Genomic DNA, 25,880 nt, shown 5'->3' on the forward strand with positions numbered 1-25,880 from the left:
CCCCGCTTCCGCCATGCGGCAGCGGGGCCAGAACGTAAATAGAAGGACATCACCATGTTATGGATATCCGCCCTCATCAGCGGGCTGGGCCTGGGCAGCATGTACGGGCTGATGGCGCTGGGGTTTCACATCACCTACGCAGTCTCTGCCACGGTCAACTTCGCGCAGGGCAGCTCGATGATGCTGGGCGCCGTGCTCACGTACACGTTTGCGCAGACGCTGGGCTGGCCGATGCCGCTGGCCATCGTGCTGGCACTGGCGCTGTGCGCGCTGTACGGCCTGGCCGTGGAATTCCTGGCCGTGCGGCCGTTTGCCAGCCGGGGCTCGAACGCCTGGCTGATGGCCACCGTGGCACTGGGCATCGTGCTCGATAACGTGGTGATGCTGTGGTTCGGCACCGAGCCGCGCAGCCTGCCGTCGCCACTGGCCGCGCAGTCGGTACAGCTGGGCAGCTCGGGCGTTGGCGTATATCCGCTGCAGCTGGTGATTCCGGTGGTCGGGCTGGTGCTGGCCGCCGTGCTGCACGTGGTCCTGCGCAAGTCGCGCTGGGGCGTGGCCATGCTCGCCGTGGTACAGAACCGCGATGCGGCACGCCTGATGGGCATTCCGATCCGTCGCACCATAGCCGGCGCGTTCGCGCTGTCGACGCTGCTGGCCGGTATCGCCGGCGTGCTGATTGCCCCGCTGTTCAATGTGCAGGCCGACATGGGCACCGTCTTCGGTCTCAAGGCGTTCGCCGTGGCCATTCTTGGCGGGCTGTCCAGCGCCTGGGGCGTGATGGTGGCCGGCCTGATCTTCGGCGTGGCCGAGGCACTGGTGACCGCATCGCTCGGTTCCAGCTACACGCAGATCATCACCTTTGCCCTGGTCATCGCGCTGCTGGCGCTGCGCCCCGATGGGCTGTTCGGACGCGCGGAGGTACGCAAGGTATGAGCGAAGGAACAAGCCAGGGCATGAGCAAGACCATGCCATCCACGGTATCCACCGCACCGCCGGCCAACCCGGCACGCCCCGCCGCGCCATGGCTGGGCCTGGGTACGCCGCTGCAGATTGCCGCCATGTGCGCGGTGCTGGCCGCGGCCGCAGGCCTGACCCTGACGCTGAACGGCTATTTCGTATTCGTGATCGCCGGCGTGGCAATGCTGGCCATCTGCGGCGTAGGCCTGAACCTGCTGCTCGGGCTGACCGGCCAGGTGTCGTTCGGCCACGTTGGCTTCTATGCGATCGGGGCCTACGCGGTAGCCATCCTGACCGGCCAGGCGGGCTGGAGCTTCTGGTCCGCATGGCCGGTGGGCGCTCTGGTGGCCGCCGCGCTGGGCGGCCTGCTGGCGCTGCCCGCGCTACGCGTCAAGGGCCCCGGGCTGGCGATGGTAACGATCGCCTTCGGCTTCATCGTCGAGCACGGCGCCGTGGAGTGGCGTGGCCTGACGGGCGGCCAGAACGGCCTGATGGGCATCGCGCAACCGTCGCTGCCCGGTGTGGACGGCGGCGAGCGTGCGCTGGCGCTGATCGCCATCGCGGTACTCGGGCTCGCGCTGGCCGCCTATGCGCGCATTGCGCGCGGCAGCTGGGGCGCCGCCATGCGCGCGGTGCGCGACAGCGAGACCGCGGCCGCGTCGATCGGCGTCAACCCGCTGGTCGTGAAGACGGTCGGCTTTGCGTTCTCGGCGGCGCTGGCCGGCCTGGCGGGCGGCCTGTTCGCGCCGCTGCAGGGCATGGTCACGCCGGGCATGTTCTCGTTCCTGCAGTCGATCCTGTTCGTGCTCGTGGTGATGATCGGCGGTGCCGGCACGGTGGCCGGGCCCGTCGCGGGCGCGGTCGTGGTGGGCCTGCTGCCTGAAATCCTGTCCAGCCTGGAAAACCTGCGCCTGCTCTGTTTTGGCGTGCTGCTGCTGGTGGTGCTCTGGGTCGCGCCAAGCGGCATGGTGGGGGTGGTGACGTCGGCGTTCCGCCGCCTGCATCCTGCCAGGCCGGCCGGCCACGACGCCGTGGCTGGCGCCATGCTGCCGCAGCGCGAGGCCGCGCAGCGCCGGGGGCTGTCGGCGCTGGGCCTGTCGATGGTGTTCGGCGGCGTGCGCGCCGTTGACGATCTGTCGTTCGACTTGCCGCCGGGCCAGGTGACCAGCCTGATCGGGCCGAACGGCGCCGGCAAATCGACCGTGCTCAACATGCTGTCCGGCTACTACCGCCCGCGCTCCGGCGGCCGCCGACTGGGCGCGGACGCGCTGCCCGCGCGCGGCGCGTGCCACAGCGCGCGCCATGGCATCTCGCGCACCTACCAGACCACGCAGCTGTTCACCGGCATGAGCGCGGCCGACAACGTGGCCATCGCGCTCACGCGCGGCAGGCTCGGCACGCTGCTCGGCATCGCGGGCTTCACGGCCCCGGCCGTGCGCAACGAAGCGCGCGCCTTGCTGGCCGCCTGCGGCTATACCGGCGACCCCGATGCCAGCGCGGCCGACCTGGCCCACGTGGATCGCCGCCTGGTGGAAATTGCCCGGGCGCTGGCCACGCGGCCGGCCGTGCTGCTGCTGGACGAACCCGCAGCGGGACTGTCCCGCGAGGACAAGGCCACGCTGGGCCGGCTGTTGCGGCGGATTGCCGACAGTGGCATCGCGGTCGGCCTGGTCGAGCATGACATGTCGCTGGTGATGGATGTGTCCGACAGCATCGTCGTGATCGACGCGGGTCAGCACCTGTGCGCCGGTACGCCCGACGCAGTGCGTGCCGATCCGGCCGTGCGCCGCGCCTATCTGGGCGAGGCGTCGGGCGCCCCGGTACGGCGGCGCGGCCGGTCGGTGGACAACGCCGTGCCAGCGGAAGTGCTGGGCGTCAGCGCCCTGCGTGCCGGCTACGGCGCGGCGCCGGTGCTGCACGATGTGGACCTGCAAGTCCGCGAAGGCGAGATGGTGGCGCTGCTGGGCGCCAATGGCGCGGGCAAATCCACCCTGATGCGTGCGCTGTCGGGGCTGCATCGTCCCGTACAGGGCGGCATGACGTTCGACGGCACCGATCTGGCCCGGCTCGACGCGGCGAAAATTGCCGAAATGGGCGTGGTACTGGTGCCGGAAGGCCGGCAGGTATTCCCCGAGCTGTCGGTGCTCGACAACCTGCGGCTGGGCGCCTTCCCTTCGGGCCGCATCTCGCGTGCCGAAACCATGCGCCGCATCGAGACCATGTTCGCGCGCTGGCCCCGCCTGCGCGAGCGCCAGCACCAGCGTGCGGGCCTGCTGTCCGGCGGCGAGCAGCAGATGCTGGCCGTGGCGCGCGGACTGATGTCGAATCCGTCGGTGCTGCTGCTCGACGAGCCGTCGCTGGGCCTGGCGCCGAAGGTGATCGAGGAACTGTTCGCATCGCTGGACGCGCTGCGCGAGGCATCGATCACCATCCTGCTGGTGGACCAGATGGCGGCGCTGGCCCTGTCGCTGGCCGACCGCGCCTACGTGCTCGAAGAAGGCCGCGTGGTGGCCAGCGGCGATGCCGAGGCGCTGGCCCAGGACCCGGCGCTGGTACAGGCCTACCTGGGCGGGCAGCACGCATGAAGCATCTGGCCACTTCCAGCGCGGGCATGGTCACCAGCCCGCATGCATTGGCAAGCGAAGCCGGCCTGGAGATCCTGCGCGCCGGCGGCAATGCCATCGAGGCCGCCATCGCCATCGGCGCCACGCTGTCCGTCACCTATCCGCACTTCACGGGCCTGGGCGGCGACGCCTTCTGGATCGTCAGCGATCAGGCTGGCAACGTGCGCGCGCTCTCCGGCATCGGACAGGCCGCGGCCACACTGCCCGACTACGGCGACGCGATCCCCACGCGCGGCGCCGCGTCGGCCATCACGTCGGCGGCCACGGTCGACACCTGGGACCGTGCGTTCGCCATCAGCCGCGACCAGTGGGGCGGCCAGCAATCGTGGAAGCAGCTGTTCCAGCGCGCCATCGCGCTGGCGCAGGAAGGCTTCGACGTCACGCCGTCGCAGCGATTCTGGCAGGCCTTCCGGCGCGCGGAACTATCGGACTGGCCCGGCTTTGCCGACATCTTCATGCCCGACGGACGCCTGCCCCGGCAGGGCGACCGCCTGCGGCAGCCCGCCCTGGCCCGCAGCCTTGATCGCATCGCGAACTTCGGTTCGCGCGAATTCTACGAAGGCGAACTGGCCGAGCGCATCGTCGCCGGGCTGCGTGCCGCCGGGTCGCCACTCAGGCTGCAGGACCTGGCCCGCACCGCGGCGCGCGACGAAGCGCCACTGCGCGTGCCATATCGCGGCGGCGAACTGCTGAGCCTGGCACCACCGACGCAGGGCGTGACCACGCTGCAGATCATGGGCATCCTGGAACGCTTCGACGTGGCCGGCATCCCCGAAGGCAGCGCGGACTACTACCACCTGCTGGTGGAAGCCGTGAAACAGGCGTTTATCGAGCGCAACCGGCACGTGGCGGACCCCGAGTTCGCCGCCGTGCTCGCCGATGCGATGCTGTCGCCGGCGCGGCTGTCGGCGTTGGCCGCGCATATCGATATGCGTCACGCGATGCCCTGGCCGCATGTCTATCAGCATGGCGATACGGTCTTTCTTTCGGCTGTCGATCGTCAGGGCCGCTGCGTGAGCGTGCTGCAGACCGTGTATTTCGATTGGGGCAGCGGCGTGGTGGCGGGCGACACCGGCATCCTGTGGCACAACCGGGGCGCCGCATTCAGCACCGATCCCACCCATCACAACGCGATTCAACCGGGCAAGCGCCCTTTCCATACGCTGAATCCGGGCATGTATCTGCGCGACGGCAAGCCGCGGCTGACGTATGGCACACAAGGTGCCGACGGCCAGCCCCAGACGCTGGCGGCCGTGCTGACACGGCTGAGCGACTATGGGATGGATCCGATGCAGGCGCTGTCCCGGCCCCGGTTTCTGCTCGGACGCACGTTCTCCGACACGCGTGACAGCCTCAAAATCGAGGCCGATGCGGGCGACGATGTGATCGCCACGCTGTCAACCCGCGGTCACGAAGTCAGCGTGATCGACGCGCAGAGCCCGTTGGCGGGCCATCCGGGCGCCATCGCGTTGTACGACGACGGAAGTTGCGCAGGCGCGCACGATCCGCGCAGCGACGGCATCGCCATGGGGCTGCAAGGGGCATAGACACGGGATCGGAAACGTCAGGCATCATCTGGGCATCCGGGAGAAAACGGCAACGCCCCGCGTGACGCGCACATGAAGGCCCTGCGTTCTGTAGCGGTTTTGTATCGGGCAGGAACCCCTGCCGCGCATGCCCGTCCAATGCCTTAACTGTCGACTGGCCGTCACGATGCGATGCAGCGTGCAAGCGCCGGCGCGATGGTCCACAATCCCGTCGGAGGAACGCACCGGTCCCAGCGGCCCCGCGTTCCCCATGTCCCCCAGCAACCGCTCCCCTCTCGCCAAGGAGAACACCGTGCTGAGCCCACATGAACTTGCCACGCTGATGTTGATCGGCAATGGTCCACATACCCGCGACGATACGTCAAGCATCGCCGCACGCGAAATCGACCCCGTCGATCTCGATGCACTGATCACCCGGCAACTGGTGATCCTGGAATCCGAACAGGGCAAACGTCCCTGCCCGCAAATCACCGCGCATGGCCGCTCGATGCTGGCCGCGGTGGGCCGCCTGAACTAGCGGCCCCCTCCCTTCCATTGCTGCCCGCCGCCGATGCGGTGTGATGTATCGCGTGAGGCCGCCATCTTCAGGGTTGCGCCGGGGGCTGATAGCCATCGGTCAGCGTCTTCAGGAACGCGATCACGTCGCGCATTTCCCCCTCGGTCATCAGCGGCTTGTCGCCCGGCTTGCCGCCAAACGGCGCTTCCATGTTGATGTTCGCGTGATACTGCGCCGGCAGGTCGTCGAACTTCCGCACCCTGCCGTCCGCGCCGCGCAGATACCACTTCTGGGGCTTTACATCACGCTCGGCGTAGAAGTGCAGCACCTCGTCCAGCGAGTGGAAGATGCCGTTGTGGAAAAAGGCGTGGCGCAATGCCACGTTGCGCAATGACGGGGTACGGAACAGGCCGCAGTAGTCGGCACGGTCCTTGAGGTCGGTCCGGTCCGGGCCGCACAGCCCCATGTCGAAGAATGCCGGGTCGGCATTGCCCGCCAGCTTGCGATTGCGCGGCACGCCCACGGCGATAAAGCCGAAATCCGAGAACGCGGGGAATGCGCCTTCCCGGACATCGCCCGGGTGGCAGGCGGCGCAGTTGCCCTTGTTCGGATCGTTGAACACGCGCAGGCCGCGCAGTTCCGCCGCATCGAGCTTTGCCTGGCCGCGCAGCACCGCATCGTACTTGCTGGTATAGGGATAGAACTCCGAGGGCGTCTGCTGGAAGGCCTCCAGCGCCATCAGCACCGCGCTGAACGCGGTGTCCTCGTCGTCCAGCACGTCCTGGCCCAGCACCTTGCGGAAGGTTTCGGCGTGCGGTCCGTTGCGGATGCGCTCGACCACCACCCGTGGCTCGCCGTTGGCCATCTCGTGCGCGGACAGCAGCGGGATGCGGGCCTGATCGTGCGTCGATCCGGCGCGGCCGTCCCAGTTGTGGCCGCCGGTCGGGCCCTGGTCCTCGGCGTCGTTGCCGTCGTTCTCGTGATAGTGGTCGGTATAGGCCGGGACGTTCTGCACATAGCGCAGCGACGGCGCCGCCCGCACGCCGGTGCGCGCCATGTCCGCACCGCCCAGCTGCACCGACAGGTTGTTCGGCGGCCCATAGGCATGCGCGGGGCTGTGGCAAGTGGCACACGACTGCTTGCCCGATGCCGACAGCGCCGGATCGAAGAACAACGCCTTGCCCAGCGCATTGAGCCGCGCGATGTCGGGATGCCGCTCGGCCATCATCGCGTAGAACGGCTTCGGGCCTGCGGCCCCAGGCACGCTGGCCATTGCCGGCGGCGGGGGCGGGGTCTTTCCGATGGCCGTTGCCGGCGCGGCATCCTGTTGCCCACACCCCGTCATCAGGCCGGCCAGCAGCACGATCAGCAGGCTGCCCGCCACGCGCAACCAGGTGAAGAGCGACGGGAACGCGGCGTTCCACAACAGCGGCGGCAAGCTCATGACGGAATGATGGCGGCGGGATGACGATGGATGGCGCAAGAGGCTATGCCGGATGCATGACATCCACGTGACACTTCACGAAAACGACACGCCGGCCCCTGACAACGCGGCGCGGTACAGGTGTATCGGATTTCCCTACGCCTCATCATCAATCTGACACATGGCAGGCCCACACTCGCGGCGCACCCAGGCAGTACCCACAAGCTTCATCGCAGCACCGCAGTCATCCCACATATAAGAAAGAGGAAAGCCATGAGCTGTAATACCCGTCTGTGGCCGCTGGCCGCATTGGCCGCCGCATGCCTGTCCGCCTGTGGCGGCAACGATTCCGGCAGCAGCACCGCCACCCCCGCCGCCACCACGTCGGGCGTCGTCACTGGCAGCTACTTCGAGCACGCCAAGGTCTGTATCGACGCCAACAACAACGGCGCGTGCGACAGCAGCGAGGCCTCGGCCTTCACCGACGCCAAGGGCGCCTTTACCGTGAATGGCCAGGGCCCCGTTGTGGCCGAAATCGGCACGGATGCGTTCCGTAACGACGACGCCGGTGGCCATGCCGCCGTGACGCGCAAGCTGGTGTTCCGCGCGCCGGCCAGCGCCAATGGCGTGGTCAGCGCCATCTCCACCGAACTGGCCGCGCTGATGGACGGCAACGGCGGCAACCTCGACGCCGCGCGCAGCCAGCTGGCGGATCGCCTTGGTGTGGCCGCGGACAAGCTGCTGGAAGACCACAACAAGGAAACGGACGGCAAGATCAAGGCCGCGCTGCAGGGCGAGATCGAGCAGGCCATCGACCTGATCGCCAACGCGGTGGCCGCCGGCGGCAACATCGCCACAGCCGTCAAGAACGGCGTGGCCCAGCGCGTGGCCATGAACAACATCAAGACCGTGGTGGTGATCTACGCCGAAAACCGCGGCTTCGACAACCTCTACGGCCTGTTTCCCGGCGCCAATGGCATTCCGGGTGTGAACCCGAGCGCCGTCGGCACTGTGACCCCGCAGAAGGATTTCGACAATTCGACGCTGGCGTCGCTGCCGCCGACCTGGGGTGGTTTCACTGCTGCGGGCCAGTCCGTGACGCTGCCTGAAGTCAATACGGTGGGCTGGGCCAACAAGCCGTTCCGCATCGACGATCCGCTGGGCGTCAATGCTACGGGCGTGGTGGTGAACCAGAACGTGGTCACCCGCGACCTGGTCCACAAGTTCTACCAGAACCAGATGCAGATCAATGGCGGCAAGAACGACAAGTTCGCGGCCTTCTCCGACGCCGGCGGCCTCACCATGGGCTACTACGACGGCAGCAGCATGGCGATGTGGAAGGTAGCCAAGGATTTCGTGCTGGCCGACAACTTCTTCATGGGCGCGTTCGGTGGTTCGTTCCTGAACCACCAGTACCTGGTCTGCGCCTGCGTGCCGACCTACCCGAACGCCGATACGTCAGTGGCAGCGAAATCGATCGCGGCCGTGGCCGCTGACGGCAAGAGCCTGCAGCTGACCGGTACCAGCTCCCCGAGCATCCTGTCCGCCCGTGCTTCGTACGTGAACGACGGCGCCATTACGCCGAAGGACCCGGCCACCGGCCTGTTCTACGCCGTGAACACGATGCAGCCGGCCTTCCAGCCAAGCGGCAACGCGCCGGCCTCGACCGATGCCACCAAGCTCCTGGCCGACCCGAACGCCGCCAGCACCCTGCCGCCGCAAACCCAGGACACCATCGCCACCTACCTCGACAAGCGCGGCGTGGACTGGGCCTGGTACGCGGGCGCATGGAAGACCGTATCGGCCGATCGCACCAAGATCTACAACAACACGACGCCGAACTTCCAGGCCCACCACCAGCCGTTCAACTTCTTTGCTGCGTTCAGCCCGGTTGACCATGCCGACTACCGCACGGCCCACCTGAAGGATTTCGACAGCCAGTTCCTGGCCGATGCCGCCGCAGGCAAGCTGCCGGCCGTGACGTTCTACAAGCCGCAGGGCAACCTGAACCAGCACGCCGGTTACGCCAACGTGGCCGACGGCGACGCCCACATCGTCGACGTGATCCAGCAGCTGCAGAAGAGCCCGCAGTACAAGAACATGCTGATCGTGGTGACCTACGACGAAAACGGCGGCTTTTACGACCACGCACCGGTGCCGAGCGCCGACCGCTGGGGTCCGGGCACGCGTATCCCGGCGATTATCGTGTCGCCGTTCGCCAGGAAAGGCTTCGTGGACCATACGCAGTACGACACGGCATCGATCCTGCGCTTTATCACGCGCCGCTTCGCCCTGCCGACGCTGCCGGGCCTGAAGCTGCGTGACGACGCGCTGGTGGCCAACGGCAAGCCGGCCATGGGCGACCTGACCAACGCGCTGTCGTTCCCGGCGCAGTAAGACAGGCATCCGCCGACGGCTTGGGGGCGGCCCGCGCAAGGGGTCGCCCCTTTTTTCGTGGCGGACGCTGGCGGGGCGGCGTCGGCGGATCGCTGACAGGCAGCCGATTCCGGAGTGGCTATAGTCTTGTGAGTGCCATCCCAGCGCCAAGGAGCCCGTCATCGCCGCCTGGCATTCCGATATCCCCGCCCGCCTGGACCGCCTGCCGTGGTCCGCCTGGCACTGGCGCGTCGCCATCGCCCTGGGCATCGCCTGGGTGCTCGACGGCCTGGAGGTGACCCTGGTGGGCGCCGTCGGCGCTGTCCTGTCGCGGCCCGACACCCTCGGGCTCGATGCGACGCAGGTAGGCTGGTCCGGCTCCATCTATATATCCGGGGCGGTCATCGGCGCGCTGCTGTTTGGCCGCCTGGCCGACCGGCTGGGCCGCAAGAAACTGTTCCTGGCCACACTGGCGGTCTATATGGCGGCCACCCTGGCCACGGCCTTCTCTCCCAATTTCGCGTTCTTCGCCGTCTGCCGGTTCCTGACCGGACTGGGCATCGGCGGCGAATACGCGGCCATCAACTCGGCCATCGACGAACTGATACCGGCCCGCGTGCGCGGGCGTGTGAACCTGGCCATCAACGGCAGCTTCTGGATTGGCGCGGCACTGGGCGCCGGCCTGAGCCTGGTGCTGCTGGACCCGCGCGTATTCGGCCCGGTATGGGGCTGGCGCGTCTGCTTTGCGCTGGGCGCGGTACTGGCCGTGGCGATCGTCCTGATCCGGCGGCATGTGCCGGAAAGCCCGCGCTGGCTGACGACGCATGGCCGTCACGACGAAGCCGCGCGCGTGATTGACAGCATCGAATCGGAAGTGGCGCGGCGGCATGGCGGGTTGCCGGCCGTGGACACAGCCGCCACGGTGGCCTACGCCGGCAAACCCATTCCGACGCTGGGCGAGATCATGCGCCTGCTGCTGCGCCGCTACCGCACGCGAAGCGTCGTCACGTTCGCGCTGATGGTGGCGCAGGCGTTCTTCTACAACGCGATTTTTTTCACCTACTCGCTGGTACTGACCCGGTTCCAGGGCGTGCCCGAGGAACGCGTGGCGCTCTATATCTTCCCGTTCGCGCTGGGCAACGCGCTGGGCCCGCTGGTGCTCGGCCCCCTGTTCGACCGGATCGGACGGCGCAGGATGATCGCCGTCACCTATGTGCTGTCGGGCGTCGGCCTGGCCGCCACCGGCTGGGCGTTCATGCAGGGCTGGCTCGATGCACGCGCCCAGGCCCTGTGCTGGTCCGCCGTGTTCTTCCTGGCGTCGGCCGCGGCAAGCTCCGCCTATCTGACCGCCAGCGAAGTCTTCCCGCTGGAAATGCGCGCCCTGGCGATTTCGGTGTTCTACGCCGTGGGCACGGGCACGGGCGGCTTCGTCGCACCCGTGCTGTTCGGCATGCTGATCGAAACCGGCAGCCGGGGCGCGGTGGCCATTGGCTACGGCATCGGCGCCGCGCTCGTGATCGTGGCCGGCCTGCTGGCGCTGCGCTTCGGCGTCGATGCCGAGAGGCGTGCGCTGGAGGATATCGCGCCGCCGTTGGGGGCGGAACGCGATTGACGACGCCCCGGAATTTTTGAGAACCGTCCCATTTCCATGACGGTATCCGGACTGCAGACTGTCCCTTGACCGCGCAATCCCGTGCGGCCAGACACAGGAGATCGCCATGCAGACCCCGCATCCGGGCCAGGCCGCCCTCAGTACCGAGTCCACCGAGCCGACCCAGCCGGCCAAGGAAAGGATCGGCCAGTGCCGGCTTCCGCCTGCTGCGTCCTTATCTTAATACATAAGATCGTGTAAATATTTATGTTTACACATAAATCTCTCTCGTATGCTATGTTAATAAATAGAACAGGCCTGCGACTCGCCTCATGTCCGATTTCGACCACCAACTGCGCGCGCTTCGGAAGCTCCGGAAACTCTCTCTAATGGAGGTGGGCCGATTGATCGGCATGGCCAGTTCCAACCTCTCCGTCGCCCTGAGCGGCAAGCAGGATGTGCGCGCTTCGACACTCGATGCGATTGCCTCTGCGCTGGACGCCGAGTGGGTGCTGGTGCCCAAGGAGCATCTGGCGGAGGTTCGGCAGACGCTGGCCGGCAAGGCTGCCGGACCTGACAGGGGCGCCCCGACTTCCGTCGATTTGCTGCTCGGGGATGAGGCATGAGCGACGAACTCCGGCCGCGCTATCTGTCCGTGCACTTGCACGGCGTACTCTGCGGCTACCTCTGCGAAGCCGGGCGAACCACGCGCTTCGTGCCTGGCGAGCAATTTCGCGGCGATCCCGGCCGGCCGACGCTTAGCCTCTCGCTGACCATCCCCGGCAACGAACCGTTGACTGGCACCATCCTGTCGAATCCGTTCCACCCTGCGGTCTACAACGTCGGCGGCGAACTTCCCCCCTACTTTGCCGGGCTGCTGCCCGAGGGCGAACTGCGCAAGCGGCTGGAGGCCACGCGTCACCATCCCGATGATCGCGACGACTTCGGCGTGCTGGCGGCGGCCGGCGAAGATCTGCCCGGTGCCTTGACCGTGCGCCCGGCCAATCTGGACACCCTGCCCGATCATGTCCGCACCATCGGCGTGACGGGCGGCGCGGACAACCTCGAGATCGCCGTCGTGGAAGGCGCGACCGAAGGTGCCGCCTCGGTGTCCGGCGTGCAGAACAAGCTGGCGCTGTCTACCGCGCACGCAGGCCGGCGCTACACCATGCCCACCCACGGGCGGCTGTCCGACCTGATCGCCAAGCTGCCGGCACGCAACGACGACAGCCAGATCTATAACGAATACGTGTCGATGCAACTGGCCCAGGCAGCCGGCGTGGCGGTGGCCGTGTGCCGGCCGCAGCCGCTGGCGGCCATCGATGTGCCGGGCCTGGCCGATGCGTTGGGCGCGGACCTGCACTTCCTGGCAGTGGACCGCTTCGATCGCGAGCCCGGCGGCCGGGTCCATGCCGAGGACGGCTGCCAGATCCTGACGCGCATGCCGGCACGCAAGTACGCCGGCAACGACGCCTACGTGGCCATCGTCCGGCTGCTGGACCGGCTGAGCGTACGCGGCATCGAGGACGTCCGGCAATTTTTCATGCGGCAAGCCGTCCATACGCTGCTGGGCAACAGCGACGCTCACCTGAAGAACTTCTCGTTCCTCTATCGCAATGGCACGATGCCCGAGCTGTCGCCGGCCTATGACATCGTCAGCGTGGCCGCCCTGCCGGGCTTCGCGGCTTTCGGACAGAACGTCGCCATCGATCTTCTGCAACGCAGCCAGACACTCGAAACCTACCGGGACTTCGCGCGCGAAGCCCGGATTGCCGAGCGCATCGCCGTCGCAGCCGTGAAGGACGCCGTGACCATGGCCCAGGAACGGTGGCCCGCGCTGCTCGATTCGCTGCCGGCGCCAGTGGCGATGAAATCCGTGGTGCTCGAACGACTGCGCACCCTGCCGCTGGCATTGCTGCGCCGGCGATAACCGGGTACCACAATGCGGGACGCATTTTGAGACACGTCCCATTTTTTTCTGCTTGACGGCGGCCCAGAATGGTTTCGTCGGGCGCGAATCGCGCCGGCTTAACCAGACAATAGAGGGGTCAATCTCATGCAATATCAAGCAGAGCAGCATGTTGCGTTGAAGGACGTGGGGGCTGTGACGACGGACTACCCGCACGACGCGCAGTCGCGTGAAATAGAGAAGGACGCCGATCCGGCAACCACATTGGGACTACGGAAACTGGCACCCGGCGAAACCTGCTCGATCATGGATTTGAAGGGGTGCCTTGCTGGCCGCAGGCCCCCGCCAAGCCGGCAAGACATCGCGCAAGCCGTGGACGACGCCGAGTCACCTGACATGCACGATGCCGACCCAACAACGACACTTGGCCTGCCCCCTCTCGCTCCGGGGCAAACCTGCTCCATCATGGACTTGAAAGGATGCCTGGCGGGCCGCAGGCAGGGCTCGCCCCTGACGGACGACGAAATCGAAGCGGCCATTGATGCCGAAGTCTGTGCAAGGTATCTCCGGAGCTTTGCATGATCGGGCTGGATACCAACATTCTCGTCCGGTTCTTTACCCGGGACGATCCCATCCTGACTGCCAAAGCAGACATGTTGATGGCGTCGCTTTCACGAAACGCTCCGGGTTACGTTGCCATTGCTGTACTGGTGGAACTGATCCGTGTCATGAGGAGAATCCGTGGAGCAACGCGATCAGAAGTGGCCCGCGTTCTCGAATGGCTGTTGAAAAGCCGGGAGTTGGTCATCGAGTCCCATGCCATCGTGGAGTCGGCGTTTCTCCTATTCAGGGAGACGTCCGCAGATTTCCCCGACTGCCTGATCCAGCGGACCTGCCAGAGCGCCGGCTGCCATCACACGGCCACCTTCGACCGCAAGGCCGCCCGTGTCATCGGCATGAGGCTGGCGCTATGAGGCATCGCGGACGCTCAACTCAGGCCGTCCAGCACCAGATGCTGTCCGTGTATGGCCTCCGCCCCGTCCGATGCCAGGAATGCCACCGCCCGCGCGGCGGCGCCGGTGGATACCCACTGCGCCGGATCGGCCGACGGCATGGCGTGGCGGTTGGCGGGCGTATCGAGAATGCTGGGGGCAATGCTGTTGACGTTGATGCCCGAGCTTCTGACCTCGTGCGACAGGCTTTCCACGAGCCGCTGCAGCGCGCTCTTGGAAGCGGTATAGGCGCCCATCGCGGCCGCGCCACTGGCGGCGCCGCGCGCGGAAACGGCCACGACCTTGCCGCTGCGCTGAAACATCATGGCCGGAATGAAGTGGCCCGTGACGGCGACGAACGACCAGGCGTTCAGGTCCATCATGCGCTGCCAGGATTCGCGGCTCAAGGCGTGGGTGGACTCGCCCATCTCGAAGCCGCCGGCCACGTGCACTAGCACGTCGACCGTGCCGAACGCGTCGAGGATGGCGGCAGCCACGGGGGCCATCGCCGTGTCGGACGTCACGTCGGCCGCATGCAGCAGCGTGCCGCCGTGGTCGGGCTCGGGGTGCGCAAACACGCTCTGCAGGTGCTGCAGGTTGTGGTCGATCAGCGCCAGCCGTGCGCCCTCTCCGGCGAACCGGCTGGCTACGGCGCGACCCAGCGCGCCGGCGGCGCCGGTAATGACGACATGACGACGGGGTGCCTTGGCTTCCATGGTGAACTCCGGCAAAAACGGTCCTTCCACCATAGTGCCTTGACCGGGACTCCGCCAGCGCCGGTCCGGGCGCTGGCTCGCATCCCGGCCCGGCGCGCCCAACTGTACAGCAAGCGGCACCGGCATCTGTGTATGGCCGCCCCGCTGATGTTCGGGCAAGATGCCGCACCGCCCCTAGCCGGGCCTACCGTACCAGGACAAGGAAGTGCCCCTCACCCGCATCAAGCAGAGCGAAACCCTGCTGGCCGTGCTGGCCCTGATCGCCTCCATGGCGTCGCTATGCGTCGGGACATCGTTTGCCAAGAGCCTGTTCGGCGCCATTGGCGCCCAGGGCACGGTTGCGCTGCGCGTCGGCTTTGCGGCGTTGATCCTGATCGCGGTCTGGCGGCCGTGGCGCTTCCCGTTGTCGGGCAAGCATGCCCGCGCCATTGCGCTATATGGGGCGGCGCTGGGAGCCACGAACCTGCTGTTCTATATGTCGCTGCGCACCATCCCGCTGGGGTTGGCGATCGCCATCGAATTCACCGGTCCACTGGCCGTTGCGGTGTTGTCGTCCCGCAAGGCCATCGATTTTCTCTGGATTGCCTGCGCTGTGGCTGGCCTTGTCCTGCTGCTGCCGCTGGGCGAGACCTCCACCCATCTCGATCCGGTGGGTATTGGCTATGCGTTGGCGGCCGGCGTGGGCTGGGCGCTCTATATTGTGTTCGGCCAGATGGCAGGCAACGCGCATGGCGGGCAGGCGACTTCGCTGGGCATGACCATGGCGGCGCTGGTGGCGCTGCCTTTCGGCCTTGGCCATGCCGGTACGCAGATCTTCAGCCCCGGGCTGCTGCTTTCCGGTCTGGCGGTCGGCCTGATGTCGAGCGCGATTCCCTATTCGCTGGAGATGGTCGCACTGAAGCGGCTGCCGCGCAGGACGTTTGGCATTCTGCTGAGTCTGGAACCGGCCATGGGTGCCCTGGCGGGCCTGGCATTCCTGCACGAACAGCTCACGGCCATCCAGTGGGTGGCCATTGCCGCCATCATCACCGCGTCGATTGGCTGTACGGCGACATCGCGCGGCAAGCACTGACCTGTCAAACCGCCCATCGTGGGCGCGAACGCGGGTTAGTTGTCCGCGAACCAGTCGCGCGGCAGCCAATGCGCGCGTTGTGGCCGGGGCGCGCGGTCCTGCGCCTCGACCAGCGACAGGCTGACCTCATGCAGAAAGGTGTCCTCCGGATTGCGACGTGCGGCAAATCCGCAATCGCGCATGATGGCAAGCATGCGCCGGTTCTCGCTCAGCACGTCGCCACGCATACCCTGCAGCCGGCTGGTCCTCGCCATCTGTTGCAGCCGTTGGATCAACCGCCGGCCCAACCCCTGCCCTTGCCAGTCGTCCGCCACCACCACGGCCAGTTCCGCCACGTTGTCGGCGTTCACCACGTATTCGGCGTTGGCGACGATCGATTCGCCACCATCCTCGCCGCGCACGGTCACCACCATGGCGGCGTCCCGCTGGGGATGGTGGGCGACAAAGCCCTGGATGATGTCATCCGTCACCCGGCCTCCGGTCAGAAACCGGTAGTAACGGCTCTCACGCGACAGGCCATCGACAAACGCGCGCAGCCCCGCCTGATCCGCCGCCCGAACCGCACGCACCGTCACCTGTTGGCCACCGCGTGCTGTCCACCGTTCTTCCGCAATCCGCGAACCCGTACTGCCGTCGCCTGCGTCGTCGCCATCGTTCATGGCCCACCCCTGACTTCATCTTCTGTAGGCAGGACTATAGTCGAAACCCTGACTTTTTCAAATGAAGTTAGAGTGCTATCCTCAAATCATGAATACGTCACTGCCGCCTCCTGTGTCGCCCGAAGCCTTCGCGCAATGCTCGATCGCGGCCACGCTATCGCTGATTGGCGAAAAGTGGACAATTCTTATCTTGCGCGACGTGTTTTCGGGCGTCCAACGTTTCGATGACTTTCTGGAGCGGCTCCAGTGCTCGCCCGCCGTGCTGTCGGCGCGGCTGAAGACGCTCACGGAAGCGGGGCTGCTGCGCAAGGTCAGCTACAAGGCGCCAGGCGAGCGCGAACGCTTTGCCTACCGCCCTACCCGTGCCGCCGTGGAGCTGCTGCCGGTGATCGTCGGCCTGATGCAGTGGGGCGATGCCCATATGAAGGCCGATGGCCAGGGGCCGGCGGAGATCCGCTCACGGGTCAACGGGCTCAAGGTGCGCGCGGCACTGATCGACGAAGCCGATCAGCCGGTCTCCCCCTCCGACATGCAGCTGATTTCCCTGCTGCCGCAGGCCGAAAAGGACGACTGACCGCAGGGGCCTGCGGCCTGCGCACGCACCGGCGCCGCACATTGCACCGCACCATAGCGGTGCGCCCGCCCAACTCTGGCGCCGCACCATGATGTGGATTAGTGCTCCATACGGCACTATTTAGGACATTCCCCCCTTCTCGAAGTCTCCACTCCACCACTTGGTGGGGCTGGCACACCGCTTGCGATAGGAAGCGTGGGCCGGTCAACGGCGATCTGCCCACCCCACACAGCACGACTGCTATCCGTAGGTAGCAGCCGTCAGGACAACGGCGTCCCCAGAACTGGCTCATCAGCGCCAGCCTCTCGGGACGCCTTTTGTTTTTGGAGCCCAAGAATGAACGGCAAAGCCACCCGGATCGATCTGCTAAGTCTGAAGACCCCGCAGATGCGCGCCTTCCACCTGACCTGGATGGCGTTCTTCGTCTGTTTCTTCGCGTGGTTTGCCTGCGCGCCGCTGATGCCGGTGCTCAAGGGCGAGTTTGGCCTGACCCCCGGCCAGATTGCCAATATCAATATCGCCGCCGTGGCCGTGACCATCCTGGTACGTCTGGTGATCGGCCCGATGTGCGACCGCTTCGGTCCGCGCAAGACGTACACCGGCCTGCTGGCCATCGGTGCGATGCCGGTGATCGGCGTGGCGTTTGCCCAGAACTACGAGACCTTCCTGTTTTTTCGCCTGCTGATCGGGGCGGTGGGCGCAAGCTTCGTCATCACGCAGTACCACACGTCGGTGATGTTCGCGCCGAACGTGGTGGGTACCGCCAATGCGGCGTCGGCCGGTTGGGGTAACGCTGGCGGCGGCGCCGCGCAGGGCGCGATGCCGCTGCTGCTGGCCGCCGTGCTGTTCCTGGGCGTGGACCACGCCATGGGCTGGCGCGTGGCGCTGATCGTGCCGGGCGTGCTGATGCTGATCATGGCCGTTGTCTACTGGCGCTTCACGCAGGACTGCCCCGAAGGCAACTTCTCGGACCTGCGCGCCCGCGGCATCGCCGTGAGCGGCGGCAAGGGCGGTGGCGGCTGGGCAAGCTTCCGTGCGGCCAGCGCCAACTACCGCGTCTGGCTGCTGTTCATCACGTACGGCGCATGCTTCGGCGTGGAAATTTTCATCCACAACGTGGCCGCCACCTACTACGTCGACCACTTCGGCCTGTCGCTGTCCGCCGCCGGCATGGCCGCCGCCAGCTTCGGCCTGCTGGCGCTGTTCGCCCGGGCGTTGGGCGGCTACGTGTCGGATCGCGTGGCCCGCCGCCGTGGCCTCGACGCGCGGTCGATCGTGCTGTTCGTCTTCATTCTGGGCGAAGGCCTGGGCCTGCTGGCGTTTGCGCATGCCGCGGGCGTGGTCACCGCCGTCGCCGCCATGCTGACGTTCGGCCTGTTCACGCACATGGCCTGCGGCGCCACCTACGCGCTGGTGCCGTTCATCGACCGCAAGGCGCTGGGCGGCGTGGCCGGGATCATCGGCGCTGGCGGCAACGTCGGCGCGGTGGCCGCGGGCTTCCTGATGAAAGGCCTGGGCGACCTGCAGCAGACGCTGACGTACCTGGGCGTGGCCGCCACGCTGGCCGCGCTGTGCGCCATCGCCGTGCGCTTCAGCGCCGAGCACAAGGCGCAGGAACAAGCCCTGTACGACAGCGCGCTGGCCAACTGATCGACGCCAACAAACCACGTTACGACTCTCCGGACAAGGAAAGCATCATGAAGATCATCATCGTCGGGCACGGCATGGTCGGCCACAAGTTCCTGGAATGCCTGGCAGAGGCCGGCGCACAAGACCTGGAAGTGACGGTGCTCTGCGAGGAGCCGCGCCCCGCCTACGATCGCGTCCACCTGTCGGAATTCTTCGCCGGCAAGTCGGCCGATGACCTGTCGCTGGTGCCGGCGGGCTTCTTCGACCAGCACAACAACATGCTGCTGCGCCTGAATGCCAGGGCCACGGCCATCGATACGGCCGCCAAGACGGTCACCACGTCTACCGGGGAGACGCTGGCCTACGACAAGCTGGTGCTGGCCACCGGCTCGTACCCGTTCGTGCCGCCGCTGCCGGGCAAGGACCGCAAGGACACCTTCGTCTACCGCACCATCGAAGACCTGAAGGCGATGCTGGAATGCGGCCGCCGCGCCAGGTCGGGCGTGGTCATCGGCGGCGGCCTGCTGGGCCTGGAGTGCGCCAAGGCGCTGCGCGACATGAACCTGGACACCCACGTGGTGGAGTTCGCCCCGCGCCTGATGGCCGTACAGGTCGACGACGGCGGCGGCCGCATGCTGCGCCAGAAGATTGAAGACCTCGGCGTGAAGGCGCACACGGGCAAGAACACCGTGGAGATCGTCGATGGCGTGGACGGCACGCACCGCATGAACTTTACCGATGGCACGCATCTGGACACCGACATGATCGTGTTCTCGGCCGGGATTCGTCCGCGCGACGAACTGGCCCGCGACAGCGGCCTGGCCATCGGCCCGCGCGGCGGCATCGTGATCGACGACAACTGCCTGACCTCGCACCCGGACATCTACGCCATCGGCGAATGCGCGCTGTGGGAGGGCAAGATCTACGGCCTGGTGGCCCCGGGCTACGATATGGCCCGCGTGGCCGCCCGCCATCTGCGGGGCGAGGCCGCCCGGTTCACCGGCGCCGACATGAGCACCAAGCTCAAGCTGATGGGCGTGGACGTAGCCAGCATCGGCGACCCGCACGGCAATGCGCCGGGCAGCCGCTCGTACCAGTTCACCGACGAGCGCAAGCAGGTCTACAAGAAGCTGGTGGTGTCCGACTGCGGCAAGTACCTGCTCGGTGGCGTGCTGGTGGGCGATGCCGCCGAGTACGGCACGCTGCTGCAGATGATGCTGAACCGCATCGAACTGCCCGAATCGCCGGAATTCCTGATCCTGCCGTCGTCGGACGGACAGGCCCGGCCGGCACTGGGTGCCGACGCGCTACCCGACACGGCCCAGATCTGCTCGTGCAACAACGTCAGCAAGGGCCAGATCTGCGCGGCCGTGACCGATGGCGCCACCAGCATCGGCGCGCTGAAGTCGTGCACCAAGGCCGGCACGGCCTGCGGCGGCTGCGTGCCACTGGTCACGCAGATCATGAAGGCGGAAATGAAGAAGCAGGGCATGGCCGTGAACAACCATGTCTGCGAGCACTTCCCGTACTCGCGCCAGGAGCTGTACCACCTGGTGCGCGTGGGCAAGATCAAGACCTTCGATGACCTGCTGGCCACGCATGGCAAGGGGCTGGGCTGCGACATCTGCAAGCCCACCGTGGGCAGCATCCTGGCATCGTGCTGGAACGAATTCGTGCTCAAGGAAGAACATGCCAGCCTGCAGGATTCGAACGACTACTTCCTGGCCAATATCCAGAAGGACGGCACGTACTCCGTGGTGCCGCGCATGCCCGGCGGCGAAGTCACGCCCGACGGCCTGATCGCCGTGGGCCAGGTGGCCAAGAAATACGGCCTGTACACCAAGATCACCGGCGGCGCGCGGGTGGACATGTTCGGCGCCCGCCTGGAAGAACTGCCGCTGATCTGGGAAGAACTGGTGGCGGCCGGGTTCGAATCCGGCCACGCCTACGGCAAGTCGCTGCGCACCGTCAAGTCGTGCGTGGGCTCCACGTGGTGCCGCTACGGCGTGGACGACTCGGTTGGCCTGGCCATCGACATCGAAAACCGCTACAAGGGCCTGCGCGCGCCGCACAAGATCAAGTTTGGCGTGTCGGGCTGCACCCGCGAGTGCGCCGAAGCCCAGGGCAAGGACGTGGGCATCATCGCCACCGAAAAGGGCTGGAACCTCTACGTCTGCGGCAACGGCGGCATGAAGCCGCGCCACGCCGAACTGCTGGCCGGCGACCTGGACCGCGACACGCTGATCCGCTACGTCGACCGCTTCCTGATGTTCTACGTGCGCACCGCCGACCGCCTGCAACGCACCAGCACCTGGCGCGACAACCTCGAAGGCGGCCTGGACTACCTGAAGGCCGTGGTCATCGACGACAAGCTGGGCATCAGCGCCGAACTGGAAGCCGACATGCAGCACGTGGTGGACACCTACGAGGACGAGTGGAAGAAGGCCATCACCGATCCGGAAACCCGCAAGCGATTCCGCCACTTCGTCAACAGCGACATGCGCGACGACAACCTGGTCTTCCTGGAGGAACGGGGCCAGATCCGCCCCGCCACGCCGGAGGAACGGAACTTGCAGCGTTCCCGCCTGAGCCACATTCCCGTGGTCGCCGTGCCCGCAAAAGCAGCCTGACACAAGGAGAACGTGATGAGCCAAACCCACCATCCCGAAACCTGGACCGCGATTTGCACCTTGCGCGATATCGTGCCCAATACTGGTGTCTGCGCACTGGTCGACGGGCAGCAGGTGGCGGTCTTCCGCGTCGGCCGCGGCGAAGAGGTCTATGCCATCGCCAATTTCGACCCCAATTCGCAGGCCAACGTGCTGTCGCGCGGGCTGGTCGGCAGCCTCGGCGAGCGCGTGGTGGTGGCGTCGCCAATCTACAAGCACCACTTCGACCTGCGCACCGGCGAGTGCCTGGAGGCGCCCGAGCACTCTGTCAACGCCTACGCCGCGCGCGTCTATGACGGCAAGGTCTGGGTGGCGGCCTCGGTCGTCCAGCGCGAGGCCCAGGCGGGCAAGGTAGAGGAAGAAATGGCCGCCTGACCCGCAGCCCTGTCTTCGAGCACGCCCGTAGCCAACACGCCATTACGCCAACACGCCAACACGCCATTACGCAAACAGGCCCCCAGAAGATGATGTCCACGACGCCCCCCGCCTCGTCTCCCGCCACCCTGGCCAAGCCACGGCTGGTGGTGGTTGGCAATGGCATGGCCGCCATGCGCACGGTCGAGGAACTGCTGAAGCTCGCGCCGGACCTGTACGACATCACGGTGTTCGGCGCCGAGCCGCACGGCAACTACAACCGCATCCTGCTGAGCCCGGTGCTCGCCGGCGAGAAGACCGTCGACGACATCATGCTCAACACGCGCGACTGGTACGCGGAGAACGGCATCGAACTGCTGGCCGGCGACCCCGTGGTGGCCATCGACCGGCCGCGCCGCACCGTGCGCTCGGCTTCCGGCAAGGCCGTCCACTACGACCGCCTGCTGCTGGCCACGGGCTCCAGGCCGTTCATCATTCCGGTACCGGGTCATACGCTGGACGGCGTGATCGCCTTCCGCGACATCCAGGACGTGGAAACCATGCTGCACGCCGCCCGCAATCATCGCCACGCGGTGGTGATCGGCGGCGGCCTGCTGGGTCTGGAGGCCGCCAATGGCCTCATGCGGCAAGGCATGGATGTCACCGTGGTGCATCTGGCCGACAGCCTGATGGAGCGCCAGCTGGACAAACCCGCCGCCGACCTGCTCAAGCTGGCGCTCGAACGCAAGGGCCTGCGCTTTCTGCTGAGCGCCCAGACGGCCGGCATTCTTGGCCAGGACCGCGTGGCCGGCGTCCTGTTCAAGGACGGCACGCGGATTCCGGCCGACCTGGTGGTGATGACCGCCGGCGTGCGCCCCAATATCGAGCTGGCCGCCGGCGCCGGCCTGCGTTGCGAGCGCGCCATCGTGGTGGACGACACGCTGCAGACATTCGATCCACGCATCTACGCCGTGGGCGAATGCGTGCAGCACCGCAACGCCACGTTTGGCCTGGTGGCCCCGATCTGGGACCAGGCCCGCGTCTGCGCCGCGCATCTGGCCGGCGCCGGGCATCGGCGCTACGTGCAGCAGGCCACGGCCACCAAGCTCAAGGTGACGGGTGTGGACCTGTACTCGGCCGGCGATTTCATCGGTGCCGAAGGCAGCGAGGACCTCGTCCTGCGCGATCCGCGCCGCGGTGTCTACAAGCGCCTGGTCCTGCAGGACGGCCGGCTGGTCGGCGCCGTGCTGTATGGCGACGTGAAGGATGGCCCGTGGTATTTCGACCTGATCCAGTCCGGCAAGCCCGTGGCCGCGCTGCGTCAGCGCCTGCTGTTTGGCCAGGCGCAATGCGAGGCCCTGGCGGCCTGACACAAGCTCCCCGGCCCGCGCCGCCCCCGACCGAAGAGATTCTGCCGTGAACCTGTCCGATATTGCCGTGGTTGCCACCACCTCGACCAAGACGGTCTCCACCACCTGCCCCTACTGCGGCGTGGGCTGCGGCGTACGCGCCACCGCGCGCGCCGACGGCCAGGTGGAAGTGCAAGGCGATGCCGACCACGCGTCGAACCATGGCCGCCTGTGCGTCAAGGGCTCGGCGCTGGGCGACACGGTCAGCCTGGACGGCCGCCTGCTCCATCCCCAACTGCGCGATGCCGACGGATCACTGCATCGCGTGAGCTGGGACCAGGCGCTCGACAAGGTGGCCAGCGGCTTTGCCGACGTCATCGCCAGGCACGGCCCCGACGCCGTGGCCCTGTACGTGTCGGGCCAGATCCTGACCGAGGACTACTACATCGCCAACAAGCTGATGAAGGGCTTTATCGGCTCGGCCAACATCGACACCAATTCGCGGCTGTGCATGTCGTCGGCCGTGGCCGGCCACAAGCGCGCGTTTGGCGAAGACCTGGTGCCGTGCAGCTACGAAGACCTGGAACAGGCCGATCTGGTGGTGCTGGTGGGCTCGAACACGGCCTGGTGCCACCCGATCCTGTTCCAGCGCCTGACGCGCGCCAAGGAAGCGCGGCCCGACATGAAGATCGTGGCCATCGATCCGCGCCGCACCGCCACCTGCGAACTGGCCGACCTGCACCTGCCGCTGCGCCCCGGCACCGACGTACGGCTGTTCAACGGCCTGCTCGGCTACCTGGCGCGCCACGGCCACACCGACGCGGCCTTTGTCGATGCCCACACGGCCGGCCTGGAAGACGCACTGGCCGTGGCCGATGCCGACGGTTCCGATGCCGGGGATCTGACCGCCCTCGCCCGTGCCTGCAAGCTCGATCCGCAGGACCTGCAAGCGTTCTTCGCACTGTTCGCCGGTACGCAAAAGGTCATCACGGCGTTCTCGATGGGCGTGAACCAGTCGTCGGCGGGCACCGACAAGGTCAACAGCATCATCAACTGCCATCTGCTGACCGGCCGCATCGGCCGTCCGGGCATGGGTCCGTTCTCGCTGACCGGGCAGCCCAACGCCATGGGCGGGCGCGAAGTGGGCGGGCTGGCCAATATGCTGGCCGCGCACATGGAACTGGCCAACCCGGTGCATCGCGACATCGTGCAGGACTTCTGGCAGTCGCCGCACATGGCCGACAAGCCCGGCCTCAAGGCCGTGGACCTGTTCAACGCCATCGAGGCCGGCCAGGTCAAGGCCGTGTGGGTCATCGCCACCAACCCGGTGGTCAGCCTGCCCGACGCCGACCAGGCACGCCGTGCGCTGGCCAGGTGCGAACTGGTGGTGTCGTCAGACATCATCACGCATACCGATACCAATGACGCCGCGCACGTGCTGCTGCCCGCGCTGGGCTGGGGAGAGAAGGACGGCACGGTCACCAACTCCGAGCGCCGCATTTCGCGCCAGCGCGCCTTCCTGCCGCCCCCCGGCGAGGCCCGCGCCGACTGGGACATCCTGTGCGACGTGGCCCGCCGCATGGGTTTCGCCGGCTTCGACTACCAGACCCCGCACGAGATCTTCGACGAACATGCACGGCTCTCGGCCTGGCGAAACGGCGATGCCAGCGACCGCGACGCGCCGCGCATGTTCGATATTGGCGGTCTGGTCGGGCTGACCCAGGACGAATACGACGCCTTCGCGCCGGTGCAATGGCCGTACCGCGCCGCCACGCCGGGTGGTACCGAGCGCCTGTTCGAGGACGGCCGCTATGCCTTTGCCGATGGCCGCGCCCGCTTCGTGCCGACCGCGGCCCGCGCGCCGGCCCACGCGGCCGACGACGAATTCCCGCTGATCCTGAACACGGGCCGCGTGCGCGACCAGTGGCACACCATGACGCGCACCGGCAAGGCGGCGCGGCTGTCCGACCACCTGCCCGAGCCGTTTGTCGACATGCACCCGCAGGACGCCCTGCTGTGCGGCGTGGGCGAAGGCAAGCTCGCCCGCGTGACCAGCCGCTGGGGCGCCATGGTGGCCCGGGTGCGCTTTGGCGGCGGCATTGCGCGGGGCAGCGTGTTCGTGCCGATTCACTGGAACGATCAGTTCAGTTCCGATGCGCGCGTGGGTGCCGTGGTCAATCCGGTGGTCGATCCGGTCTCGGGCGAGCCCGAGTTCAAGCACACGCCGGTGCGCGTGGAGGAATTCCGAGTCTCGTGGCACGGCTTCGTGCTGAGCCGCAACGCGCTGCCGGCCGATTCGCTGACCTACTGGACGCGCATCCAGGGCAAGCAGTTTCAGCGTTACGAATTCGCCGGCCGGGAAACCGTCGCTGACCGCGCCGCCTGGGCGCGGGCGCTGCTGGGCGTGCACGACCCCGACGCGGACTGGCTTGAATACGAAGACCGCTCGGCCGGGGTCTATCACGCGGGATTCGTGGTCAACGACCGGCTGGAAGCGTGCGTCTACGTGTCCACGCGGGCCGATCTGCCGTCGCGCGCCTGGCTTTCGCAACTGTTCGGGCAGGATCGGCTGGAAGACCCCGACCGTATCGGCCTGCTGCTGGGCCAGCCGATGGAGAAAACCGCCGATGCCGGCCCCACGGTGTGCGCCTGCTTCGGCGTGGGCCGCAATACGATCTGCGACGCGGTGCGCAGGCACGATCTCAAGACGCCGGCCGACATCACCGCCTGCGTGAAGGCCGGCGGCAACTGCGGGTCGTGCGTGCCGGAACTGCGCAAGCTGCTGGCGGAGATTCGGATCACCGAAGCGGCCTGAGCGCGTTCACGAATCGGCGATACCAGCGAAATCGGCAAATGGCGCGGCAGCCCATGCGGCTCCCGCGCCATTTTCACGCCCGGTTCTTGACATTTAGTCCAGCACTATACAAACTGTCCAGCATCGAA

The 25,880-nt window shown here is 67.1% G+C and carries 20 protein-coding genes; 17 read left to right on the forward strand and 3 right to left on the reverse strand.

Annotated elements, in window-relative coordinates; genetic code table 11:
- Window positions 1-54: 54 nt before the first annotated feature.
- The 4 genes from AC3FJ6_RS21385 (at window position 55) to AC3FJ6_RS21400 (ending at window position 5,645) form a co-directional block, all read left to right on the forward strand.
- Window positions 55-933 (forward strand): branched-chain amino acid ABC transporter permease, encoded by an 879-nt coding sequence (locus tag AC3FJ6_RS21385; RefSeq protein WP_153948031.1) that lies wholly within the window; start codon window positions 55-57, stop codon window positions 931-933.
- Window positions 930-3,542 (forward strand): branched-chain amino acid ABC transporter ATP-binding protein/permease, encoded by a 2,613-nt coding sequence (locus AC3FJ6_RS21390; protein ID WP_488773640.1) that lies wholly within the window; start codon window positions 930-932, stop codon window positions 3,540-3,542. The genes AC3FJ6_RS21385 and AC3FJ6_RS21390 overlap by 4 nt, the downstream gene beginning before the upstream one ends.
- Complete coding sequence (gene ggt / locus AC3FJ6_RS21395; RefSeq protein WP_488773641.1) at window positions 3,539-5,128, forward strand: gamma-glutamyltransferase; 1,590 nt, start codon at window positions 3,539-3,541, stop codon at window positions 5,126-5,128. The genes AC3FJ6_RS21390 and ggt overlap by 4 nt, the downstream gene beginning before the upstream one ends.
- A 292-nt stretch (window positions 5,129-5,420) precedes the next feature.
- Complete coding sequence (locus AC3FJ6_RS21400; protein ID WP_249641007.1) at window positions 5,421-5,645, forward strand: hypothetical protein; 225 nt, start codon at window positions 5,421-5,423, stop codon at window positions 5,643-5,645.
- A gap of 67 nt (window positions 5,646-5,712) precedes the next feature.
- Here the strand turns inward: AC3FJ6_RS21400 and AC3FJ6_RS21405 are convergent, their stop codons facing one another.
- Window positions 5,713-7,068 (reverse strand): cytochrome-c peroxidase, encoded by a 1,356-nt coding sequence (locus AC3FJ6_RS21405; RefSeq protein WP_488773642.1) that lies wholly within the window; start codon window positions 7,066-7,068, stop codon window positions 5,713-5,715.
- Between the two features lie 252 nt (window positions 7,069-7,320).
- Between AC3FJ6_RS21405 and acpA the strand changes: the two genes are divergently transcribed.
- From acpA to AC3FJ6_RS21435, 6 genes are all read left to right on the forward strand, one after another.
- Window positions 7,321-9,444, forward strand: coding sequence for an acid phosphatase (gene acpA / locus AC3FJ6_RS21410; RefSeq protein WP_488773643.1), 2,124 nt, complete (start codon window positions 7,321-7,323; stop codon window positions 9,442-9,444).
- A 160-nt stretch (window positions 9,445-9,604) separates the two neighbouring features.
- Window positions 9,605-11,035: an MFS transporter gene (locus AC3FJ6_RS21415; protein WP_488773744.1), complete on the forward strand. Its 1,431-nt coding sequence runs from the start codon at window positions 9,605-9,607 to the stop codon at window positions 11,033-11,035.
- A 311-nt stretch (window positions 11,036-11,346) separates the two neighbouring features.
- Complete coding sequence (locus AC3FJ6_RS21420) at window positions 11,347-11,640, forward strand: helix-turn-helix domain-containing protein (protein WP_488773644.1); 294 nt, start codon at window positions 11,347-11,349, stop codon at window positions 11,638-11,640.
- Window positions 11,637-12,944 carry a type II toxin-antitoxin system HipA family toxin gene (locus AC3FJ6_RS21425; protein ID WP_488773645.1) on the forward strand — a complete coding sequence of 436 codons (1,308 nt, stop codon included), beginning with the start codon at window positions 11,637-11,639 and terminating at the stop codon, window positions 12,942-12,944. Before AC3FJ6_RS21420 ends, AC3FJ6_RS21425 begins: the two co-directional genes overlap by 4 nt.
- 126 nt (window positions 12,945-13,070) lie before the next feature.
- On the forward strand, window positions 13,071-13,505 hold the full coding sequence (locus AC3FJ6_RS21430; protein ID WP_488773646.1) for a hypothetical protein: 435 nt from the start codon (window positions 13,071-13,073) through the stop codon (window positions 13,503-13,505).
- Window positions 13,502-13,897 carry a type II toxin-antitoxin system VapC family toxin gene (locus tag AC3FJ6_RS21435; RefSeq protein ID WP_488773647.1) on the forward strand — a complete coding sequence of 132 codons (396 nt, stop codon included), beginning with the start codon at window positions 13,502-13,504 and terminating at the stop codon, window positions 13,895-13,897. Before AC3FJ6_RS21430 ends, AC3FJ6_RS21435 begins: the two co-directional genes overlap by 4 nt.
- Before the next feature lie 14 nt (window positions 13,898-13,911).
- Here AC3FJ6_RS21435 and AC3FJ6_RS21440 read toward each other — a convergent pair whose 3' ends face one another.
- Window positions 13,912-14,631 (reverse strand): SDR family NAD(P)-dependent oxidoreductase, encoded by a 720-nt coding sequence (locus AC3FJ6_RS21440; RefSeq protein ID WP_488773648.1) that lies wholly within the window; start codon window positions 14,629-14,631, stop codon window positions 13,912-13,914.
- Between the two features lie 205 nt (window positions 14,632-14,836).
- Here AC3FJ6_RS21440 and AC3FJ6_RS21445 point away from each other — a divergent pair, with 205 nt between their 5' ends.
- Window positions 14,837-15,703: an EamA family transporter gene (locus AC3FJ6_RS21445; RefSeq protein ID WP_488773649.1), complete on the forward strand. Its 867-nt coding sequence runs from the start codon at window positions 14,837-14,839 to the stop codon at window positions 15,701-15,703.
- Window positions 15,704-15,738: 35 nt separating this feature from the next.
- On the opposite strand, the gene AC3FJ6_RS21450 is transcribed toward AC3FJ6_RS21445, so the two are convergent.
- Entirely contained in the window at window positions 15,739-16,362 is a 624-nt protein-coding gene (locus AC3FJ6_RS21450) for a GNAT family N-acetyltransferase (protein ID WP_488773650.1), read from the reverse strand.
- An 88-nt stretch (window positions 16,363-16,450) separates the two neighbouring features.
- Here AC3FJ6_RS21450 and AC3FJ6_RS21455 point away from each other — a divergent pair, with 88 nt between their 5' ends.
- From AC3FJ6_RS21455 to AC3FJ6_RS21480, 6 genes are all read left to right on the forward strand, one after another.
- Window positions 16,451-16,936 (forward strand): winged helix-turn-helix transcriptional regulator, encoded by a 486-nt coding sequence (locus AC3FJ6_RS21455; protein WP_488773651.1) that lies wholly within the window; start codon window positions 16,451-16,453, stop codon window positions 16,934-16,936.
- Between the two features lie 336 nt (window positions 16,937-17,272).
- Window positions 17,273-18,586, forward strand: coding sequence for an MFS transporter (locus AC3FJ6_RS21460; protein WP_488773652.1), 1,314 nt, complete (start codon window positions 17,273-17,275; stop codon window positions 18,584-18,586).
- Between the two features lie 47 nt (window positions 18,587-18,633).
- Complete coding sequence (gene nirB, locus AC3FJ6_RS21465; protein ID WP_488773653.1) at window positions 18,634-21,195, forward strand: nitrite reductase large subunit NirB; 2,562 nt, start codon at window positions 18,634-18,636, stop codon at window positions 21,193-21,195.
- A 15-nt stretch (window positions 21,196-21,210) separates the two neighbouring features.
- Complete coding sequence (gene nirD, locus AC3FJ6_RS21470) at window positions 21,211-21,609, forward strand: nitrite reductase small subunit NirD (RefSeq protein WP_488773654.1); 399 nt, start codon at window positions 21,211-21,213, stop codon at window positions 21,607-21,609.
- A gap of 89 nt (window positions 21,610-21,698) precedes the next feature.
- Window positions 21,699-22,958: an NAD(P)/FAD-dependent oxidoreductase gene (locus AC3FJ6_RS21475; RefSeq protein WP_488773655.1), complete on the forward strand. Its 1,260-nt coding sequence runs from the start codon at window positions 21,699-21,701 to the stop codon at window positions 22,956-22,958.
- Window positions 22,959-23,004: 46 nt separating this feature from the next.
- Window positions 23,005-25,752, forward strand: a complete 2,748-nt coding sequence (locus tag AC3FJ6_RS21480; RefSeq protein WP_488773656.1) for a molybdopterin-dependent oxidoreductase — start codon at window positions 23,005-23,007, stop codon at window positions 25,750-25,752.
- Window positions 25,753-25,880 lie beyond the last annotated feature (128 nt).

It is taken from the genome of Cupriavidus sp. 94F1 (assembly GCF_057798875.1).

What these genes read in the sequence shown, in the direction of transcription:
- AC3FJ6_RS21390 (WP_488773640.1), top strand. Translation starts at nt 930, where the DNA reads ATGAGCGAAGGAACAAGCCAGGGCATGAGCAAGACCATGCCATCCACG.
- AC3FJ6_RS21435 (WP_488773647.1), top strand. Translation starts at nt 13,502, where the DNA reads ATGATCGGGCTGGATACCAACATTCTCGTCCGGTTCTTTACCCGGGAC.
- acpA (WP_488773643.1), top strand. Translation starts at nt 7,321, where the DNA reads ATGAGCTGTAATACCCGTCTGTGGCCGCTGGCCGCATTGGCCGCCGCA.
- AC3FJ6_RS21425 (WP_488773645.1), top strand. Translation starts at nt 11,637, where the DNA reads ATGAGCGACGAACTCCGGCCGCGCTATCTGTCCGTGCACTTGCACGGC.
- AC3FJ6_RS21430 (WP_488773646.1), top strand. Translation starts at nt 13,071, where the DNA reads ATGCAATATCAAGCAGAGCAGCATGTTGCGTTGAAGGACGTGGGGGCT.
- ggt (WP_488773641.1), top strand. Translation starts at nt 3,539, where the DNA reads ATGAAGCATCTGGCCACTTCCAGCGCGGGCATGGTCACCAGCCCGCAT.
- AC3FJ6_RS21460 (WP_488773652.1), top strand. Translation starts at nt 17,273, where the DNA reads ATGAACGGCAAAGCCACCCGGATCGATCTGCTAAGTCTGAAGACCCCG.
- AC3FJ6_RS21455 (WP_488773651.1), top strand. Translation starts at nt 16,451, where the DNA reads ATGAATACGTCACTGCCGCCTCCTGTGTCGCCCGAAGCCTTCGCGCAA.
- AC3FJ6_RS21475 (WP_488773655.1), top strand. Translation starts at nt 21,699, where the DNA reads ATGATGTCCACGACGCCCCCCGCCTCGTCTCCCGCCACCCTGGCCAAG.
- AC3FJ6_RS21440 (WP_488773648.1), bottom strand. Translation starts at nt 14,631, where the DNA reads ATGGAAGCCAAGGCACCCCGTCGTCATGTCGTCATTACCGGCGCCGCC.
- AC3FJ6_RS21405 (WP_488773642.1), bottom strand. Translation starts at nt 7,068, where the DNA reads ATGAGCTTGCCGCCGCTGTTGTGGAACGCCGCGTTCCCGTCGCTCTTC.
- AC3FJ6_RS21450 (WP_488773650.1), bottom strand. Translation starts at nt 16,362, where the DNA reads ATGAACGATGGCGACGACGCAGGCGACGGCAGTACGGGTTCGCGGATT.
- nirB (WP_488773653.1), top strand. Translation starts at nt 18,634, where the DNA reads ATGAAGATCATCATCGTCGGGCACGGCATGGTCGGCCACAAGTTCCTG.
- AC3FJ6_RS21420 (WP_488773644.1), top strand. Translation starts at nt 11,347, where the DNA reads ATGTCCGATTTCGACCACCAACTGCGCGCGCTTCGGAAGCTCCGGAAA.
- nirD (WP_488773654.1), top strand. Translation starts at nt 21,211, where the DNA reads ATGAGCCAAACCCACCATCCCGAAACCTGGACCGCGATTTGCACCTTG.
- AC3FJ6_RS21385 (WP_153948031.1), top strand. Translation starts at nt 55, where the DNA reads ATGTTATGGATATCCGCCCTCATCAGCGGGCTGGGCCTGGGCAGCATG.